Source organism: Nocardioides daeguensis (genome assembly GCF_019192965.1).
GTDB classification, from domain to species: Bacteria; Actinomycetota; Actinomycetes; order Propionibacteriales; family Nocardioidaceae; genus Nocardioides; species Nocardioides daeguensis.
Map to the genome: position 1 here is coordinate 1 of NZ_JAHTKU010000010.1, position 19,051 is coordinate 19,051.

At 72.6% G+C, this 19,051-nt stretch carries 18 protein-coding genes; 11 read left to right on the forward strand and 7 right to left on the reverse strand.

Annotated elements, in window-relative coordinates; translation table 11 throughout:
- The coding region (locus KU893_RS07730) for a lysozyme family protein (RefSeq protein WP_504739204.1) at positions 1-644 on the reverse strand (644 nt) is incomplete at its 3' end.
- Between the two features lie 209 nt (positions 645-853).
- Between KU893_RS07730 and hemL the strand changes: the two genes are divergently transcribed.
- Genes hemL through ccsB form a run of 6 tightly spaced genes read left to right on the forward strand, consistent with a single transcriptional unit; the run spans position 854 to position 6,867 of the window.
- Complete coding sequence (hemL, locus tag KU893_RS07735) at positions 854-2,212, forward strand: glutamate-1-semialdehyde 2,1-aminomutase (RefSeq protein WP_257440786.1); 1,359 nt, start codon at positions 854-856, stop codon at positions 2,210-2,212.
- A gap of 19 nt (positions 2,213-2,231) precedes the next feature.
- The gene (locus KU893_RS07740) at positions 2,232-2,921 is read left to right on the forward strand and encodes a histidine phosphatase family protein (protein WP_218234070.1); all 690 of its coding nucleotides are present in this window, start codon (positions 2,232-2,234) and stop codon (positions 2,919-2,921) included.
- On the forward strand, positions 2,918-3,499 hold the full coding sequence (locus KU893_RS07745) for a TlpA disulfide reductase family protein (protein ID WP_218233783.1): 582 nt from the start codon (positions 2,918-2,920) through the stop codon (positions 3,497-3,499). Before KU893_RS07740 ends, KU893_RS07745 begins: the two co-directional genes overlap by 4 nt.
- Positions 3,492-4,256, forward strand: coding sequence for a cytochrome c biogenesis CcdA family protein (locus tag KU893_RS07750; protein WP_218233784.1), 765 nt, complete (start codon positions 3,492-3,494; stop codon positions 4,254-4,256). Before KU893_RS07745 ends, KU893_RS07750 begins: the two co-directional genes overlap by 8 nt.
- A complete protein-coding gene (gene resB / locus KU893_RS07755; RefSeq protein WP_218233785.1) occupies positions 4,253-5,884 on the forward strand; it encodes a cytochrome c biogenesis protein ResB in 1,632 nt (543 codons plus the stop codon). Before KU893_RS07750 ends, resB begins: the two co-directional genes overlap by 4 nt.
- A complete protein-coding gene (gene ccsB / locus KU893_RS07760) occupies positions 5,881-6,867 on the forward strand; it encodes a c-type cytochrome biogenesis protein CcsB (RefSeq protein WP_218233786.1) in 987 nt (328 codons plus the stop codon). The genes resB and ccsB overlap by 4 nt, the downstream gene beginning before the upstream one ends.
- A 107-nt stretch (positions 6,868-6,974) precedes the next feature.
- On the opposite strand, the gene KU893_RS07765 is transcribed toward ccsB, so the two are convergent.
- Positions 6,975-7,214, reverse strand: a complete 240-nt coding sequence (locus KU893_RS07765) for a hypothetical protein (RefSeq protein WP_218233787.1) — start codon at positions 7,212-7,214, stop codon at positions 6,975-6,977.
- Positions 7,215-7,296: 82 nt separating this feature from the next.
- Between KU893_RS07765 and KU893_RS07770 the strand changes: the two genes are divergently transcribed.
- On the forward strand, positions 7,297-7,557 hold the full coding sequence (locus KU893_RS07770; RefSeq protein ID WP_218233788.1) for a DUF4229 domain-containing protein: 261 nt from the start codon (positions 7,297-7,299) through the stop codon (positions 7,555-7,557).
- 9 nt (positions 7,558-7,566) lie between these two features.
- Here KU893_RS07770 and KU893_RS07775 read toward each other — a convergent pair whose 3' ends face one another.
- A complete protein-coding gene (locus KU893_RS07775) occupies positions 7,567-8,448 on the reverse strand; it encodes a 1,4-dihydroxy-2-naphthoate polyprenyltransferase (RefSeq protein WP_218233789.1) in 882 nt (293 codons plus the stop codon).
- 45 nt (positions 8,449-8,493) lie between these two features.
- Positions 8,494-9,792 (reverse strand): MFS transporter, encoded by a 1,299-nt coding sequence (locus KU893_RS07780; protein ID WP_218233790.1) that lies wholly within the window; start codon positions 9,790-9,792, stop codon positions 8,494-8,496.
- 38 nt (positions 9,793-9,830) lie between these two features.
- Between KU893_RS07780 and KU893_RS23525 the strand changes: the two genes are divergently transcribed.
- The 3 genes from KU893_RS23525 to menD are packed head-to-tail and all read left to right on the forward strand — an operon-like array spanning position 9,831 to position 13,461.
- Positions 9,831-10,910, forward strand: a complete 1,080-nt coding sequence (locus tag KU893_RS23525) for an AMP-binding protein (RefSeq protein ID WP_257440785.1) — start codon at positions 9,831-9,833, stop codon at positions 10,908-10,910.
- A complete protein-coding gene (locus KU893_RS07790; protein WP_218233791.1) occupies positions 10,907-11,866 on the forward strand; it encodes an o-succinylbenzoate synthase in 960 nt (319 codons plus the stop codon). The genes KU893_RS23525 and KU893_RS07790 overlap by 4 nt, the downstream gene beginning before the upstream one ends.
- Positions 11,863-13,461, forward strand: coding sequence for a 2-succinyl-5-enolpyruvyl-6-hydroxy-3-cyclohexene-1-carboxylic-acid synthase (menD, locus tag KU893_RS07795; RefSeq protein ID WP_218233792.1), 1,599 nt, complete (start codon positions 11,863-11,865; stop codon positions 13,459-13,461). Before KU893_RS07790 ends, menD begins: the two co-directional genes overlap by 4 nt.
- On the opposite strand, the gene KU893_RS07800 is transcribed toward menD, so the two are convergent.
- From KU893_RS07800 to KU893_RS07810, 3 genes are all read right to left on the reverse strand, one after another.
- The gene (locus tag KU893_RS07800) at positions 13,462-14,586 is read right to left on the reverse strand and encodes a TIGR03032 family protein (protein ID WP_218233793.1); all 1,125 of its coding nucleotides are present in this window, start codon (positions 14,584-14,586) and stop codon (positions 13,462-13,464) included. It abuts the gene before it with no gap.
- Between the two features lie 22 nt (positions 14,587-14,608).
- The gene (locus KU893_RS07805; RefSeq protein ID WP_218233794.1) at positions 14,609-16,279 is read right to left on the reverse strand and encodes an ELWxxDGT repeat protein; all 1,671 of its coding nucleotides are present in this window, start codon (positions 16,277-16,279) and stop codon (positions 14,609-14,611) included.
- A gap of 107 nt (positions 16,280-16,386) precedes the next feature.
- The gene (locus KU893_RS07810; protein WP_218233795.1) at positions 16,387-17,040 is read right to left on the reverse strand and encodes a hypothetical protein; all 654 of its coding nucleotides are present in this window, start codon (positions 17,038-17,040) and stop codon (positions 16,387-16,389) included.
- A 142-nt stretch (positions 17,041-17,182) separates the two neighbouring features.
- Between KU893_RS07810 and KU893_RS07815 the strand changes: the two genes are divergently transcribed.
- Entirely contained in the window at positions 17,183-19,048 is a 1,866-nt protein-coding gene (locus KU893_RS07815; RefSeq protein ID WP_218233796.1) for a cation:proton antiporter domain-containing protein, read from the forward strand.
- The last annotated feature ends 3 nt before the right edge of the window (positions 19,049-19,051 follow it).

Genomic DNA, 19,051 nt, shown 5'->3' on the forward strand with positions numbered 1-19,051 from the left:
GGGGGGCGGGCCGGGTCGTGGCGGGGGGGGGGGGGGGGGGCGGCGGGGCGGGCGGCGCCCCCCCCCACGACCTGCCAGGTCGACGGGATGAACTGCATCGGGCCGACCGCGCGGTCCCACTGGGTGTCGTTGTCGTAGACGCCCGCGTCGCTGTCGGAGATGGCCTTGGTGTTGTTCTGGCCGTCGAGCGCCGGACCGTAGATGCCGGGGGTGGCCACGCCGTCGTTGTCGAGGACGTTGCCGCCGAAGCGACCGTGGTTGGACTCCACGCGGCCGATCGCGGCGATGAGCTCCCAGGTGATGTTGCAGGACTCGTCGGCGGAGTTGATGACGGTCTCGGCACGCTGGTAGGCGGCCAGCGCCGCGGCCGGGATGGCGTTGGTGGAGGCGGCGGAGACGATGCCGGCCTCGTTGCCGTCCTCGAGGCCCTCGACCGCAGCCGGGTCGGAGAAGCTCGCCGGGTCCTCGATGGACTCCTCGGGAACGCTGGTGCCGTCGGTCACCTGACCGGGCGTCTCAGCGGCCTGCACGGGCGAGCCGATGCCGCCGATGCCGGCGACCGACGCGGTCCACGCGGCAGACAGCAAGGCGAGCGGAATGATGGTGGCGACGCGCTGCAGCCGCCCCAGACGCTTCCTCGACATGTGTAACTCTCTCCCCTGGCCACGAGTGGCCCCATTGCGCGGGCTCTCCCTCAGTGCCCACCTGTGCACCGAGTCAACGAATCGTGACACACCGGCGTTACGGGTGTCACATGATCCAACTCACAAGTCCCGCGGCGTGCTACGGACGTGGCACACGAAACAGGTGGCCTGGATGAGGGTGATTGGGACCTATCGGCGACAATGGCGCGGTGGCTGTACCCCTGACCTCGACCTCGGAGGCGCTCTTCGCCCGGGCCCGTGAGGTGACCCCCGGCGGAGTCAACTCTCCGGTCCGTGCGTTCAACGCCGTCGGCGGCACGCCGCGCTTCATCCGCTCGGCCTCCGGGCCCCGGCTCACCGACGTCGACGGCAACGAGTACGTCGACCTGATCTGCTCCTGGGGGCCGATGCTCCTGGGCCACGGGCACCCCGCCGTGCTCGAGGCCGTCCAGGCGGCCGTGAGCCGCGGGACGTCGTACGGCACGCCGACGGAGGGGGAGGTCGCGCTCGTCGAGGCGATCGTCGCGCGCACCCCGGTCGAGCGCCTGCGCCTGGTCACCTCCGGTACCGAGGCGACCATGTCGGCGATCCGGCTCGCCCGCGGGTTCACCGGCCGCGACGTCGTCGTCAAGTTCGCCGGCTGCTACCACGGTCACGTCGACTCGCTGCTCGCCGCAGCCGGCTCGGGCCTGACCACCTTCTCGATCCCCGGGACTCCCGGCGTGCCGGCCAGCTCCACCGAGCTGACCCTGGTGCTGCCCTACAACGACCGCGAAGCGGTCGCCGCGGCCTTCGCCGAGCACGGCGACCGGATCGCCTGCCTGATCACCGAGGCCGCCCCGGGCAACATGGGCGTCGTCCCGCCCGCGCCGGGGTTCAACCAGTTCCTCGCCGAGACCTGCCGGGCCCACGGCGCGCTGTTCATCAGCGACGAGGTGATGACCGGCTTCCGGGTCTCGAAGGCCGGCCAGTGGGGCACCGACGGTGCCGTCGAGGGCTGGGTTCCCGACCTGATGACCTTCGGCAAGGTGATGGGCGGCGGCTTCCCGGCCGCGGCGTTCGGCGGCCGCGCCGACGTGATGTCCCACCTCGCGCCCGAGGGCCCGGTCTACCAGGCGGGCACCCTCGCCGGTAACCCCGTCGCGACCGCCGCCGGCCTCGCCACGCTCAGCGCCGCGACCGACGAGGTCTACGCCCGTCTCGACGTCGTCGCCGACGCGCTGCGGGCCGGGGTCGCCGAGACGTTCACCGCCGCCGGGCTGCCCCACGTCATCCAGTCGACCGGCTCGATGTTCTCGGTGTTCCTCACCGAGGCCCCGGTGACCAACTTCGCGCAGGCGCAGGCCACCAGCGTGCCGGCGTACGCCGCCCTGTTCCACTCGATGCTCGACCAGGGCGTGCACCTGCCGCCGTCGGCCTTCGAGGCGTGGTTCGTCTCCTCCTCCCACGACGACCGGGCCGTCCAGCAGGTCCTCGACGCCCTCCCGGCGGCGGCCCGTGCCGCCGCGGCAGCGGGTTTCGAGGCTCGGCGCGGGGCGCCTCGCACCTCAACCACCGAGGAGGTCTGAGGTGAGCACCCCGGCGAGCATGCCCGACACCGTCGTCCACCTGGTCCGCCACGGCGAGGTCCACAACCCCGGGGGCGTGCTCTACGGCCGCCGCGACGGCTTCCACCTCTCCGCCCGCGGCCGGGCGATGGCCGACCGGGTCGCCGAGGCCCTCCAGGGCAACGACATCACCCTGATCCGGTCCTCCCCGCTCGAGCGGGCGCAGGAGACCGCCGCACCGCTCGCGTCCGCGCTCGGCCTCGCCATCGGCCTCGAGCCGCGGGTGATCGAGTCGACCAACCGGTTCGAGGGCCTGACCTTCGGCAAGGGCAACAACGCGCTGCGCAACCCGCTGCTGTGGCGCCACCTCTACAACCCGTTCAAGCCGTCGTGGGGCGAGCCCTACCGGGCGATCGTCGAACGGATGATGGCCGCCGTCCACGACGCGCGCCGCGACGCGGCCGGTCACGAGGCGGTCCTGGTCTCCCACCAGCTGCCGATCTGGACCACCCGCCTCGCCGCGGAGAAGCGCTCCTTCCTCCACGACCCGCGCAAGCGCCAGTGCACGTTGTGCTCGGTGACGTCCTTCGGGTTCGCCGGCGAGGAGCTGGTCGAGATCTCGTACGCCGAGCCGGCGATCGACCTGATCCCGACCGGCGACATCGCGGCGCCGTTCTCGGCAGGGGACGCGCCCGAGGAGAACAGGCCCGAGGGGACGCCTTCGGCATGAGACGCCTGCTCGCCGCAACCGCCCTCGCCGGCGTGGTCCTCACGGCCACGGCGTGCTCGAAGATCGGCGGCACCGGCGACCTGAACTACATCAACGGCGACCAGCAGCTCGTCCTGGTCGGGCCCGCCGACCGGCAGGAGCCGCTCGAGATCAGCGGCACCACGATCCAGGGCGACCCGCTCGACGTCGCGGACCTGCGCGGCAAGGTCGTCGTGCTCAACGTGTGGTGGTCCGGGTGCGGGCCGTGTCGCAGCGAGATGCCGATGCTGGTCGAGGCCGAGGACGAGCTGGCCAAGGACCAGCCCGACCAGGTCGCCTTCGTCGGCATCAACATCCGCGACCTCGCGCCGGAGACGGCCGCCGCGTTCGAGCGCGACCGCGGCGTCGACTACCCCTCGCTCTACGACCCCGGCAGCGAGACCCTGCTCGACATGGGCAAGTACGCGCCGTACGCGCCCCCGGCGACGCTGGTCCTCGACCGCGAGGGCCGGGTCGCCGCGCTGGTCAACGGGCCGATCCCGTCGAAGACCACGCTGACCAGCGTCGTCGAGGACACCCTGGCGGAGTCCGATGGGTGAGTGGTTCCGCGAGCAGGCGCTCGCCGGCGGGCTCGGCATCGCCATCCCGGTCGCGATGGTCGCCGGGCTGGTGTCCTTCTTCTCCCCGTGCGTGCTGCCGTTGCTGCCGGGCTACCTGTCCTACGCGACCGGCCTGTCCGGCGCCGACCTCGCCGCCGGCGAGGCGAGCAGGCGCCGCGGCCGGATGCTGCTCGGCTCGGTGCTCTTCGTGCTCGGCTTCGCGGTCGTCTTCGTCTTCGCGGGCACGGCGTTCGGGGGCCTCGCCGTGCACCTGCAGCGGTGGCAGGACACGATCACGCTGGTCCTCGGCGGTGTGCTGATCGTGCTCGGCCTCGTCTTCGCGGGCCTGGTCCCGTGGCTGCAACGCGACTTCCGGATCCACAAGCTGCCCGGCGTCGGGCTCGGCGTCGCCCCGCTGATCGGTGCGCTGTTCGCGATCGGCTGGACCCCCTGCGTGGGACCGACCTTCGGCGTCATCCTCAACCTCACCTACGCCGACGGCGGTACGGCGGCCCGCGGCGCGCTCCTCGCGCTGTGCTACGCCCTCGGCCTCGGCATCCCGTTCGTCATCGTGGCGCTCGCCTACAACCGCACCGTGGGCGCGCTGAAGTGGGTGCGCCGCCACCAGGCGACCGTGATGCGGATCGGCGGGCTGTTCCTGGTCGCGATCGGCGTGCTGATGGTCACCGGCTGGTGGGACCACATGGTGCAGTGGGCCCAGCTGCGCACCGTCGAGTTCGGCGAGACCGCGCTATGACCACCCCACGACGTCCTTCTCCTCCGCTGCGTTCCCCCGAACGACGCCGCGGGGAGCCCGGTCCTTCGGGCGACTCGGCTGCGAAGCGGGACTCCGAGCGCCGCCCCGGCGAGCTGACCGCGCGCGAGCTCGGCCGCTGGACCTGGCGGCAGATCACCTCGATGCGCACCGCGCTGCTGCTGCTCCTGCTGCTCGCCCTCGCCGCCATCCCCGGCTCGGTGATCCCGCAGGCCGACGTCGACTCGCTCGCCGTCACCCGCTGGAAGGACCAGCACCCCAAGCTCACGCCGATCTACCAGAAGCTCGACCTGTTCTCGGTCTACAGCTCGCCGTGGTTCTCGGCGGTCTACCTGCTGCTCGTGCTGTCCCTGGTCGGCTGCATCATCCCGCGCCTGCTCGTCTACTACCGCGCGCTGCGCGCCCAGCCGCCCGCGGCACCGCGCCACCTGACCCGGATGCCGGTGCAGGCGTCGTACACGACCGAGCAGGCGCCCGCCGACGTCCTCGAGCAGGCCCGGGGCGTGCTCGGGCGTCGCCACCGGCTGCGGGCCACCGGTGACGGGGACGACTACGTCGCGGCCGAGCGCGGCTACCTCCGCGAGGCCGGCAACCTGGTCTTCCACCTGTCCCTGCTGGTCGTCCTCGCCGGCGTCGCGATGGGCAGCCTGTGGGGCTACCAGGGCGGCGTCATCCTCGTGCAGGGCACGACCTTCAGCAACAACCTCACGCAGTACGACGACTTCAAGCCCGGCGGCCTGTTCCGCCAGGACCAGATGAAGAACTTCCGCTTCAGCGTCGACGACTTCTCCGTCGACTGGCTCAAGAGCGGCCCGCGCTTCGGCCAGGCCCGGAAGTTCGAGGCCGCGCTGAGCTACCGGACGGGGGACGCGGAGCCACGGAAGTACAACCTGCGGGTCAACCACCCGCTCGAGATCGACGGCACCGACGTCTTCCTGATCGGGCACGGCTACGCCCCGGTCATCACCATCCGTGACGGGTCCGGCCAGGTCGTGTGCACCGGACCGACCCCGTTCCTGCCGCGCGACGCCAGCTTCTTGTCGTACGGCGTCGTGAAGTGCCCGACCGCGAAGCCGGGCCAGATCGGGCTCGAAGGCATGTTCTACCCGAGCTTCGAGATGCAGAACGGCAACCCGGTCACCGTCTTCGGCGACGACCTCAACCCGACCCTGTCGATGCTGTCCTACACCGGCGACCTCGGGCTCGACGACGGACGCTCGCAGTCGGTCTACGTCCTCGACAAGGCGAAGGCCACGCCGCTCAAGAAGGCCGACGGCAAGCCGATGCGCGTCGACCTGCAGCCCGGCGACACCGTCGAGCTGCCCGACGGGCTCGGGACGGTCACCTTCGACCGGGTCGACCCGTGGATCCGGGTGCAGATCAGCCAGACACCCGGCAAGGGGATCGCGTTGCTCGGCGTGATCCTGGCCCTGATCGGTCTGTGCGGCTCGCTCTTCATCCGGCCCCGCCGGGTGTGGGTGCGGGCGGTCCCGGCCGAGGACGGGACCGGTACCAGGGTCGAGGTCGCCGTCCTCGACCGTTCCGGCAACGGCGAGACCGACGAGGTCCTGGCCCGCCTGCTGCCCCAGCTCAAGAAGGAGTCACAGTGAGCAACACCGCGTGGGAGACGCTGAGCAACCAGGCCGTCGCGACGGCCGGCATCGTCTACTTCCTGGCCCTGGTGGTCTACCTGGCCGAATGGGCGTCGCTGCGGCAGCCGGCGGCCGACCGTGAGCTGGTCGGCGTCGGGGGCGGCGCGGAGCCCGCCGCGTCGGCGGCCGCCCCGGCCGCCGGGGCGCCGGCCGCGCGTACGGCGTTCCTCGGCCGGCTCGGCATCCTGCTCACCGCGCTCGCCTGCGCCGCCCACTTCGTGGCGCTCGTCGGGCGCGGCATGGCCGCCGACCCGAACCGGGTGCCGTGGGGCAACATGTACGAGTTCACGCTCTCCGGCACCTTCGTCGTGGCCCTGCTCTACGTCGTGCTCTACAAGAAGTTCGCCCTCGGCTGGATGGGCCCGCTGGTCGTCGGCTTCGTCGTCGCCACGCTGATGGTCGCCGTGATCTGGCTCTACGACGCCGTCGCGCCACTCACCGAGGCCCTCAACTCGCCGTGGCTGGTCATCCACGTCATCTCGGCCGTGATCGCGACCGGTGCCTTCACCCTCGGCGGCATCGCGTCGGTCATGTACCTCGTCCGGATGCGCGCCGAGCGCCGTGCCGCCGCGGCCGAGCGCCCGCTGAGCCGTTGGCTGGACCGGGTCCCGCAGCTCGACGCCCTCGACCGCCTCGCCTACCGGGTGCACGCCTTCGCGTTCCCGGTGTGGACCTTCGCCGTCCTCATCACCGGCCCGATCTGGGCGCACGAGGCCTGGTCGCGCTACTGGAACTGGGACCCCAAGGAGGTGTGGGCGTTCATCACCTGGGTCGTCTACGCCGGCTACCTCCACGCCCGCGCCACCGCCGGCTGGAAGGGCCGCAAGGCCGCCCTGCTCGCACTGGTGGGCGTCGCCACGCTGTGGTTCAACTTCATCGGGATCAACTACTTCTCGACCACCAGCCAGCACGCCTACGCGGCCGAGCGCATCGTGCCCTGACCTGGGCGCTGGTCTGCGTCAGGTCCCTCAGATCGTTCGATCGACCGATCTGAGGGGATTGGGGCTGCACAGGTCCCCCGAACCGTTCGATCGAACGATTCGGGGGATCAGGCGTCCGGCGAGTCCGGCGGCTGGGGCCGGTCGCGGTGGCGTTCTTGCTGGCGGCGCCGCCACTCGAGGTCGCGCAGGAAGCCCTCGTCGTCGTCCGGGGCGACCGGACGGGTCGGCGGGTGCGGCTTCGGCGTACGACGAGGGGCGGGCTGGTCGCCGTTCCCGTGGTCCTGCAGCCAGCGGATCGCGAGATAGGTCACGGCCGCGAAGACGAGGACGACGAGCAACAGCTTCACGTCTCCAGAGTAGGACCTGGGCGGTGAGATCGTGCCGACTCCCGGTGGGCTTCTCCCGCACCTCGCCGCCTAGGCTGGTGGGGTGAAGGAGTTCTGGATCTACACGGCCCTGCGGGCCGGCCTGTTCGTCGGTGCGTTCTGCGTCGTGGGCGGCATCTGGCTGGTCGCCGCCGATACCGTCAACGTGCTGTGGGTCATCGTGATCGCCTTCCTGATCAGCGGCGTCGCGTCCTACGTCCTGCTCGAGCGGCAGCGGGCCGCGTTCGCGGTGAAGGTCGAGAGGCGGGCGGGCCGGATCAGCGAGAAGTACGAGGAGATGCGGTCCAAGGAGGACGAGGACTGAGGCGCAGCCTCAGCCCACGACCAGGCCGACGCCGGCCAGCACGGCCCAGGCGAGCTCGGCCACGCCGGTCTTCTGCAGCACCGGGATGAGTGCCGGGCCCTGGGCGCCGCCGAGGACGATGCGCGTGGCTGCGAGGGCGGGGAGCAGGAAGCCCAGGCCGAGCAGCGCCCACCACGAGGTGAGGGCCGCGAGGACCACGAGCGCGGCGACGGAGAGCCCGACCAGGACGGCGTAGAAGCCGCGCGTGCGGGCCTCGCCGAGACGGACGGCGAGAGTCATCTTGCCCGCGACCTCGTCGGTGGGGATGTCGCGCAGGTTGTTGGCCACCAGGATCGCGCAGGCCAGGGCGCCGACTCCGGCGCCGGCGGCGACCGAGGCCCAGCCCGCGGTGCCCCAGCGCTCGGTCTGCACCCAGGTGGTGCCGACGACCGCGACCAGGCCGAAGAAGACGAAGACCATGACCTCGCCCAGGCCGAGGTAGCCGTAGGGCTTCGAGCCACCCGTGTAGTACCACGCGGCGAGGACGCTGACCGCGCCCACGAGCACCAGCCACCACGAGGTGGCGGCGGCCAGCGCCAGGCCGGCCACGGCCGCGACGCCGAAGGACAGAAGGGCGGCGCGCTTCACCGCGGCCGGGGTGGCCAGGCCGGAGCCGACCAGGCGCAGCGGGCCGACCCGCTCGTCGTCGGTCCCGCGGATGCCGTCGGAGTAGTCGTTGGCGTAGTTGACGCCCACCTGGAGTGCCAGGCTGACCACGGCGGCGAGCAGCGCCCTCCACCAGACCCCGCGGTCGTCGTACACGGCGACGGCGGTGCCGATGACGACCGGGGCGACGGCCGCGGGGAGGGTGCGCACGCGGGCGCCGGCGATCCAGTGCGCTGCAGTAGCCATAGCGGCCGATTCAAGCAGGCCGGGCGAACCGGGCCGCCAGGCGGGTCAGGTCGCCGCGGCTGCCTTCCCCTCGGTCGCGGCGGACCGGAAGTTCCGCTCGGCGAACCGCTGTGCCGCGCGGACGGACGGTCCGAGGCCGATCGTCGCGCCGAGGATGATCGCGGCGATCACCAACCAGCCCTCGGCGCCCCAGGTCAGGGCCAGGAAGGTGTAGAGGGCCGGGGACCACTGGAAGCCCAGGGCGCCGGCGACCTCCTGGACGCCCTGGTACTCGCCGCGCCGCGCCGGGTCGGACAGCTCGGCCTCGAACGACCAGCTGGCCGCGGAGATGGCGAGCTCGGCGCCGGTGACGGTCACGTGCCCCAGCCAGACGAGCAGCACCGTGATCAGGCCGACCGTCGAGTGGGTGATCATCGTGATGACGCACGAGGTCACGAAGAAGGCCGACGAGATCCAGACGTAGCGCAGGGCGTCGTGGATGGTCCGCACGCCCTTCGAGGTGTACGCCGGCAAGAAGATGCACAGCACCGTGTTGGTGCCGAACAGCCATGCCAGCAGCACCTCGGGTGCGTCGGTGGCCTCGACCAGCCACAGCGGGATCACCACGTTGAGCAGGATCTGGTTGGTCCACATCACGCCGAGGAAGAAGGTCGTGAGGATCCAGCCGACGTTGCGCAGCGGGCCGGGGCCGGTGGGCGCGGTGCGGGCGGCGCCGCTGGAGGCGCGCAGGTCGTGCGGGGCGGCCGGCAGCCGGGTGATCCCGACGGCGTTGAGCACCATCAGCACGGCGGTGACCACCGGCGTCCAGCGGATCACCTCGAGGCTGCCGGTCGCGAGCGCCAGGCCACCGACCAGGGCGCCGAGGGTGTGGCCGATGTTGAGCCAGGAGTACATGTAGGACTGCGTCCGGACCCGGGTCTCGGGCGGCAGCACGTCGTAGACGTAGGCCTGGTGGCTGGACCGGCCGAAGGCCGTGAACGCGCCCATCAGGGCGGCGGCGACGACGTACTGGCCGAAGCCCTCGACGAACGGGAGCGCGAGGAACACCAGGGCCCGCGCCACCGCCTGGGCCGCCCAGATGCGCTTGGGGCCCACCCGGTCGATGATCCGGCCCGCCGGGTAGGAGAAGACGAACTGGGCGACGCCCATGATCGTCAGCGCCAGGCCGGCGCGACCCGCGGACATCCCGACCACCTTGGTCAGGAAGACGGCGCTGCCCGTCATGAAGGCGCTCTCGCCGAGCGCGAAGACCATGCCCTGGGTGGCGAGCCGTCGCGGCAGTCCCGCGGGAGGCACGAGACGGGCGAAGAAACCGCGGGTGTCTTCCGAGACAGAGGTGCTCATCGCAGGACATCGTCTCGCCAGGGACTAGGTTCTGTCGCGTGGATTTCTGGTCCCCCGGTGGTTCGGCCGACATCGTTGCGGCGCAGGCCCGTGCCTGGCTCGACGGGCCGGACGACGTCGACCTGGTCGTCGCCACCTCCGGGTCGACCGGGCAGCCCAAGCGGGTGCGGCTCGCGCGGGCCGCGGTGCTCGCCTCGGTCCGGGCCTCGGCGAACCGGCTCGGCGCGAGCGGGCCGTGGGTGCTGGCCCTGCCGCCGTCGTACGTCGCCGGGGTGCAGGTCGTGCTGCGCTCGTTGGTCGCCGGTTCCGTCCCGACGCTGCTGGAGCGTGACGGCTGGCCCTCCGGGGAGCGGTGGTTCGTCTCGCTGGTGCCGACCCAGCTGACCCGGATGCTGGCGTCGCCGGCCGACGTCGAGGCGTTGCGGCGGGCGCACACCGTGCTGCTCGGGGGCGGCCCGATCGGTGCGTCCCTGCGCGCGCGGGCGGCCGAGGCGGGCGTGCACGTGGTGGCGACGTACGGGTCGGCGGAGACCGCCGGCGGCTGTGTGTACGACGGGATGCCGCTCGACGGCGTCGCCGTCGCGCTGGGGGAGGGCGGCCGGATCCGGATCGCCGGACCCACCCTGTTCCGCGGGTACGACGACCAGCCCGACCTGACCGCGGAGGTGTTCGTCGACGGCTGGTTCCGCACCTCCGACGCCGGCCGGTTCGACGAGGACGGGCGGCTGGTCGTGATCGGGCGGGTCGACGACGTGATCGTCACCGGTGGGCTCAACGTGCCGGGCCCGGCGGTGGCCGAGCGGCTGCGGCAGCACCCGGACGTCGAGGCGGCCGAGGTGCTCGGCGTACCGGATCCGGAGTGGGGGAACCGGGTGGTGGCCTTCGTCGTGGTTTCGAGCCCTTCGAGGCTCGCAAGCTCCCACCTCAGGACGAGCCACGCTGACGCTCGCACCTCAACCAGCGAGTTGAGGTTGGGCGCCCTGCGGGACTGGGTGAGCGCGGCGCACCCGCGGGCCTGGGCGCCGCGGCAGCTGGTCCGGCTGGACGCGATCCCGCTGCTGGCCAACGGGAAGCCCGACCGGCAGGCGCTGCTGGCGTTGGCGCAGGAGGCGCGATGAGGGTCGTGTCCATCCCGATGCGGACCCGCTTCCGCGGCATCACGGTGCGGGAGGCCGTGCTGCTGCGCGGCGAGGCGGCATGGGGGGAGTGGAGCCCGTTCCTGGAGTACTCGCCGCAGGTCGCCGAGCCGTGGCTGCGGTGCGCGGAGGAGGCGGCCGCAGGGCTGTGGCCCGCGCCGGTGCGCGACCGGGTGCCCGTCAACGTCACCGTGCCCGCGGTCGGGCCCGAGCGCGCCCGCGCGATCGTGCTCGCCGGGGGTTGTCGCACCGCCAAGGTCAAGGTCGCCGAGCCCGGCCAGACGACCGCCGACGACGAGGCGCGGCTGGAGGCGGTCCGCGACGCGCTGGACTCGCTCGGCCCCGGCGGCCGGATCCGGGTGGACGCCAACGGCGGCTGGTCCGTCGACGACGCGGTCGCCGCGATCGGGAGGCTGGACCGTGCCGCCGGTGGTCTGGAGTACGCCGAGCAGCCGGTCGCGACCGTCGAGGAGCTCGCTCGGGTGCGGCGCCGGGTCGGCGTACCGATCGCGGCCGACGAGTCGATCCGACGCGCCGAAGACCCCTACCGCGTGCGTGAGCTCGAGGCCGCCGACATCGCGGTGCTCAAGGTGCAGCCGCTGGGTGGGGTCCGGGCGTGCCTGGAGATCGCCGAACGGATCGGCCTGCCCGTGGTGGTGTCGAGCGCGCTGGAGACCTCGGTCGGGATCGCGGCCGGGGTCGCCCTGGCGGCCGCCCTGCCCGAGCTGCCGTACGCGTGCGGCCTGGCCACGGTGCAGATGCTCACCGACGACGTCGTGAGTGAGCCGCTGCTGCCGGTCGACGGCGCGCTGCCCGTCGTACGACCGGTGGTCGAGGAGGCGCGGCTCGATGCCCTGGCCGCCGACCCTGAGCGGATCGCGCACTGGGAAGCCCGGCTCGCCGCCACGCGGGCGGTGCGGAAGGATCAACGTCCATGACGGACAGCTCGTTCGCCCTCGCGGACGCCCTCGTCGCCCGGCTGCGGCGAGCCGGCGTGACCGAGGTCGTGATCGCGCCCGGCTCGCGCAACGCTCCGCTGGCGATGGCGCTCTGGGCCGCCGCGCAGGCCGGCGCCTTCCGGCTGCACACCCGGATCGACGAGCGCACCGCCGGCTTCCTCGCTCTCGGCCTGACGAAGTCGGGCGCCCGGGCCGCGGTCCTCACCACCTCCGGCACCGCCGTCGCCAACCTGCACCCCGCCGTCCTCGAGGCGGTGCACGCCGGGGTGGGCCTGGTCGTCGTCTCCGCCGACCGCCCCGCCCGGCTGCGCGGCACCGGCGCCAACCAGACCACCGACCAGGTGGGCATCTTCGGCGAGCTGGTCACCTCCCACGACGTCACCACGGTCGCGGGTCTGGAAGCCGTCCCGACCCCGTGGGACTCGGTCGTCCACCTCAACCTGCAGCTCGACACCCCGCTCGTGCCGGATGTGCCGCGAGCCCCATTCGAAATGGTCGCGATCGAGCCGGAAGCCCGACCAGAACGCATGGGGCGCGGCAGCCAGATGCAGCGGGGCCCGCGGACCGTCGTCGTGGCCGGTGACGACGCCGGCCCACCGGCCCGCCAGCTGGCCGAGGCGGCCGGCTGGCCGCTGCTCGCCGAGCCGTCCAGCGGGGCGCGCACCGGAGAGAACGCCCTGCGCACCTACCGCCTGCTTCTGGGGACCGAGCTGGGGGAGCGGGTCGAGCGGGTCGTCGTGTTCGGCCGGCCGACCCTGTCCCGGCCGGTGACCCGACTCCTCGAGCGCGACGACGTCGAGGTCCTCGTGGTGCCCGGCCCCGGCGTGTGGCCGGTGCGCCCCGACGGGTCCCGCACGATCGAGGGCCCGACCTGGGCCGCTGCCGAGCCCGACGACCCCGCCTGGCTCGACGCCTGGCGCAGCGCCGACCGTGCGCTCGGGCGGCGCATCGACCGGCTGCTCGCGGACCAGCCCGCCCTGACGCCCTACGACGTCGCAGCGGCGACCCATGCCGCCCTGCCGGCCGGGGGGCTGCTCGTCGTGGGTGCCTCGAGCCCGATCCGCGACCTCGACATCATGATCCGCCCGCCCGCGGTGGGCACCCATCGCAAGGTGATCGCGAACCGTGGGCTCGCCGGCATCGACGGCACCGTCAGCACCGCGATCGGCGCCGCGCTGGGACGTCCCGACGGCACCCGCAACCTCGCCCTCATGGGCGACCTGACCTTCCTGCACGACCAGACCGCCCTCGTCCTCGGTCCCGACGAGCCGCGCCCGGACCTGACGATCGTCGTACCCAACGACGACGGTGGCGCCATCTTCTCGATGCTCGAGCAGGGCGCGCCGGCCCACGCCGCGTCCTTCGAGCGGCTCTTCGGCACACCGCACGGCCACGACCTGGCCAGCCTGTGCGCGGCCGCCCGGATCCCGCACCTGCGGGTCACCTCGCGGCCCGAGCTGGAGCAGGCACTCGCCAGTCCCAACGGGGGCATCGAGGTGGTCGAGGCCGCTGTCTCCCGGTCGGGGCGGCGCGAGCTCGACCTGCAGATCAGGGCGCTCCAGCCAGGAAGCTAGCTAGGCGATCCAGATCTCCCCGGTGTCCGGGCCGCTCAACGCGGGGCATCGCACGTCGGGGAGGACCTGGACGTCGAAGATCTCCTCGATGGCGTCGGTGAACTCGAACGTCGCGACCGTGGCCCCGCTCGCGAGGTCGATGACACCGAGACCGCACTTGAGCTGGTCGTGGTACTCGGCCAAGGGGACATCGCCGAAGATGGCGGTCTCCCGGATCCGGGAGAGCCCGACGAACGCGAGGCCGTCGTGGATCGCCAGACCCCGCGTGTAGCCCGGCAGGGCGGCGACCACGTCCCTGCGCCCGGAGTCGACGTCGACGCGCTGGAGGTGGCCGACTCCCGAGTTGAGGACATACAGCTGCCCGTCGTGCCAGCGTGGGGAGTGCGGCATCACGATTCCGGTCGTGACCGGCTGGCCGGATGCTACGTCGAGCACCATGCCGCTGGCCTTCGGCAACCGGCGCCACCCGGCCGGCTCGTCGGTCGCAGCCATCAGGCTGACGAACGCGGGGCGCTCGTCGCGCAGCGCCAGGCCGTTGAGGTGGCAGCGGTCCTCCGCGGCCATCGAGGTGATGAAGGGCGGTCGCCAGCGAGGGACGAAGTTGTGTTCGGCGCGATCCGGCGCCGCGAGGCCGACCAGGCAGGAGAACGCGGTGTTCACCATCCACAGCTCGGGTACGCCGTTCGGGTCGCGTCCCCAGACGACCTCGTGCCCCTGGACCGGGCCGGTGAAGATCGAGGTTCGCGGCAGGTAGCAGGCGTCGTACCGGGCTCCGGGGAGCTGGCCGGCGATGTCGGGGAAGGACCGCAGCGACCAGACCTGGTTCTTCGAGCCCACGGTCAGCCCGGGACCGGTGCGCCCGGACGCGCTCGGTCCGTCGGCCGGGTCCACCGCGACGCCCATCGCCCGGTCGAAGTGACGGAAGGACAGGTTGATCCGAGCGGCGTCGGTGCCGATCGCGACGAGCTGGCCGGCCTGGTAGGTGGAGACCAGCAGCGAGCACCCGGCTCTGGTCAGGATCTCGGGCAGCGAGGCGCTGTGCGTCCACGACACCGGCGTACCCGCGCCGCTCGTCGCGGGCCTCACGCCGGAGGCGGTGTCGTCGGAGCCGACCCTGGTGGTCATGGCGGCGTCCTGCGCCCTCGCCTCAGCAGGACACAGCCTGGGTGGCCGCTGCTGCCGCGGCGGCCTTCTTCGCCTTCTTCAGTCTGGCCTTGGCCTTCTTGATCTTGGCCGGGTTGTGCGACTTCTTGGCCTTCTTCAGCTTGGCCTTGGCCTGGCTCACCTTGGCCGCCGCGTCGGCAGACGCGGTCGTCGCGGGAGCGCAGGCGGGATTCGCCGTCGGGGTGACGGGGACCGCGCCTCCCGTCGCCGGCTCGCCGACGCCGAGCACCCACAGCTCCCTGCCGTGCGCAGCGTCGGCGGCCGAGAAGAACAGTGCAGTGCCGACCGCGGCGAATCCGCCCGGGGCCGACGAGTTCGCGTAGGTCTCCGTGTGGCCGTTGTAGGTGTAGCTGCTCGTGCCGGTGTAGAGGTCGTTCACCAGCGCGGTGCCGGCGGCGGTGCCGTCCGAGGACCACAGCTCCTCGCCCTGGTCCGGGCCGTACCCGCTGAAGTAGAGCGTGCTCCCGACCATTGCTCCTGCGTCCGAGTAGCCGTACGTCGACGTGCCGCTGCCCGGGCCGGGGTGGACGTCCTTGACCAGCTGGGTGCCGCCGGCCGTGCCGTTCGACTTCCACAGCTCACGACCGTGGTCCCCGTCCGTCGCGGAGAAGTAGAACGTTCCGGAGGCCGTGGTCGCCAGGGGACTCGGCGAGGAGTCGTTGACCGAGGTCTCGGTGTGCTCCACCCCCTGGCCGTCGGTGTAGGTGTAGGTACTGGTCCCGGGGTAGATGTCCTTGACGAACGCGGTGCCGTTGGCGGTGCCGTCGGACTTCCACAGCTCCCGCCCCCTCGTCTCGTCCCAGTTGGAGAAGAAGAGCGTCGTGCCGGCGGCGGAGATGTCGCCCAGGCTCGAGCTGTTCGGGTAGGTGTAGGTGTGCTCGACACCCTGGTCGTCGGTGTAGGTCTCGGTGGTGGAGCCGGGGCTGATGTCCTGGACCAGGACGGTGCCGGCGGCGGTCCCGTCGGACTGCCACAGCTCCTGGCCGTGGTCCTCGTCGCGCGCGGCGAAGTAGAGGGTGTTGCCGACGACCGCGAACAGGTCGCCGCTGTTGCCGGCGTAGTCGTAGCCGCCGTAGCCGTACATCGACCCGGAGGAGCCGGGGTTGATGTCCTTGACCAGCTGGGTGCCGTTCGGGGTGCCGTCGGTCCTCCACAGTTCGCGCCCGTGGGTCGGGTCGTAGGCCGAGAAGTAGACGCTGCCGCCGAGCGCCACGAAACCCGTGGGCCCCGAGCTGTTCGGGTAGGTGTAGGTGTGCTCGACGCCCTCGTCGTCGGTGTAGGTGTCGGTGGAGGTGCCCGGGTAGATGTCCTTGACCAGGAGGGTGCCGGCGGAGGTCCCGTCGGACTTCCACAGCTCAGCTCCGCCGGCATCGGTGGTCGCGGCGAAGTAGACCGTGTTGCCCAGCGCGGCCTTGTCGCCGGGGCGGCTGCTGGTGGTACCGGGCTGGATGTCCGCGACGGCGTGCGGATCGGTCGGGACGGCGAGTGCAGGGGCCATGCCGAGCCCGGACAGGCCGAGGGCGGTGACGGCGACCGCGGCGCCAGATCGGGCGCCGGCCTGCCGGAGCCGGCGACGACGCTGCTTGCGCTGGGCCTTCAGCGCCGCCCGGCGCTGGATGGACTTCTCTCGCGCCTGGCGCTGCCCCATGCTCATGCGGCCGAAAGTAGCGGTGCCACCGGGCCCCGGGACGAAAGTCCCGGAAACCTTTACCTGGCGGGGCGCGCCGGGTCGGCCGGCCGCCTCCGGTGCAGGCGGATCTCTCAGCAGCGATGGCTCAAGAAGGCCACGACGGGTGGAGCGAAGTCCGCGTACACGTCCTCGGTCAGCTTCTCGATCCGGCTTCGGTCCTCGGGACGGAGACGACCGTCGCCTGTCTCCTTGGCCACGACCTCGCCGACGCGGCGGTAGTAGCTCCGCAGGCCCTCCACGGCCGGCTGGACGGCAGGGGGCGGTGAGAGCTCGCGGAGCAGCTGCAGGTTGGCCGCGACCTGGTCGCGGACCTCGGTCGTCGTGGCGTCGCCAGCGACAGGCGATGCCGGCCCCCGCCCCGTCCCGCCCCAGCACGGCACGCCGACTCCCGACCGGTCGGGGCCGCCGGGACCCTCCGGGCCGTTGCGGCGTCGGTCGCCCCGAAGGCTCTCCGCGTCTCGCCCCCCGTCCGGCTCACCGGTGCCGTCCTCGGTGGCCTCGCCCGGAGCGCCGGACGTCGGCCCGGGCGACGAGATGTCTGTCCCCGCGCCCGGAGCGGGTTCGCTCGCGGCACCCGGTGAGGTGCCGGACGCCGATGTCGGGGCCGGCCGGTCCGCCGCGGCGGGGTCGCCGCCGCGGTGGAGCGTCCAGACGAGTGCCCCGGCGGCGAGCAGGACGGCGATCGCGACGGCCAGCCAGCGTGGCCTCGCTCTGAGCGTGGGCATGCCCGGGATGGTAGGTGCGGGGCGTCTCGGGCGAGCCGGCAATCGTGGAATTCATGGGATTGCTGGTGCGCGGAATGCGCGCGAGGCCCCCTAGGTTGGGGGTTGCACGCCGTGCGGCAGCCACCCAGACAAGGACGGACACGTGGAGATCGCCTTCCTGCTCGTCGCCGTCGCCGCGACGGTGCTCACCGTCACCGCGATCTCCGAGCGCGTCGAGGTCCCGGCGCCGCTGACCCTGGTAGTGGTCGGCGTGGCGGCGTCGTACGTGCCCGGGGTCCCGGAGCTCCGGCTGGAGCCGGAGGTCGTGCTGCTCGGCCTGCTCCCCCCGCTGCTCTACTCCGCCGCGGTCAACACCTCGCTCGTCGACTTCAACGCCAACCGGCGCCCGATCCTGCTGTTGTCGGTCGGCCTGGTCGCGTTCACGACGTTCGGGGTCGCCGCAGTGGTCCGTCTCGTCCTCCCCGAGGTCGAGTGGCCGTTGGCGCTGGCGATCGGCGCGGTGGTCGCGCCTCCCGACGCGGTCGCCGCGACCGCGATCGGCCGCCGGATCGGGCTTCCGCGCCGGATCGTCACGATCCTCGAGGGCGAGTCGCTGTTCAACGACGCGAGCGCCCTGGTCGCGCTGCGGGCCGCCGTCACTGCGATCGGTACGACGGTCACCGCGTGGCAGGTGGGCCGCGACTTCGTCGTCGCCGCCGGCGGCGGTGTCGCCGTCGGCGCGTTGACGTTCGTGGTGGTCGGCTTCCTCCGCAAGAAGATCACCGATCCGCTGATGGACACCGCGATCTCGTTGGTGATCCCGTTCGCGGCGTACATCGTGGCGGAGGAGATCCACGCCTCCGGGGTGGTCGCGGTCGTCGTCGCGGGCCTCGCGCTCGGCCACGTCGCGCCGGTGCTGCAGACCGCTCAGTCCCGGATCGCCGAGCGGATGAACTGGCGCACCATCGCCTACGTCCTCGAGAACACCGTCTTCCTCCTCATCGGGCTCCAGGCCGACTGGCTGCTCGGCGAGGTCGGCGAGAGCGAGTTCGGCGCCGGGACCGTCGCCGCCGCGTGCGCCGCGGCCCTCGCGGCCGTGGTCGTGCTGCGGATGGTGTGGGTGTTCGCCGGCCAGGCGCTGCTGCTGCGGCGCGGCCCGGATCCGGTGACCGGCGAACCGGCGTCGTGGCGCTACACGTTCCTCATCGGCTGGGCCGGCATGCGCGGCGTGGTCACCCTGGCCGCCGCGTTCACCGTCCCCGAGGACACCGCGCACCGCGAGGTGCTGCTGATCGTGGCGTTCACCGTCGTGGCCGGGACGCTGCTGGGGCAGGGCCTGACCCTGCCGCTCGTCGCCCGCAGGCTCCGGGTCCCCTCGCCCGACCCGCACGACGACGCCCTCGCCCGCGCGACGCTGCTCCAGCAGGCCGCGAAGGCGGGCATCCACCGGCTCGACGCGCTCGCGGCCGACTGCGACGACCCGCACCAGGTCCGCGCCCTCATCATCCAGCGGATCGAGCAGCGCAACTTCGCCGCCTGGGAGCGGCTCGGCACCACCGAGGGGGAGGAGAGTCCGAGCGACCTCTACTCCCGTTGGCGTGGCGAGATGATCGAGGCCGAGCGTCGCCGCGTGCTCGAGATCCGGTCCACCGGCTCGGTCCCCTCCGAGGTCGTCAGCGAGGTGCTGGCGATGCTGGACGTCGAGGAGTCGATGCTCGACGCCGCCGAGGCGGCCCGCGTGGACCTGCGCACCACCAGCCGGATGCAGCGCAACGACGGCTGCGAGCACCTCGCCGGCATCCCGCTCCTCGACCCGCCCGAGGTCCTGGCCTGCGCGGGGTGTCTCGCCGAGGGGACTCGGTGGGTCGCGCTGCGGATGTGCCTCTCCTGCGGCGAGGTGGGGTGCTGCGACTCCTCGCCGAGCCGCCACGCCACCGCGCACTTCCGCGCCACCCAGCACCCCGTCATCCGCTCGGTGGAGCCGGACGAGGACTGGCGCTGGTGCTACGTGCACCACCAGACGGGCTGAGCT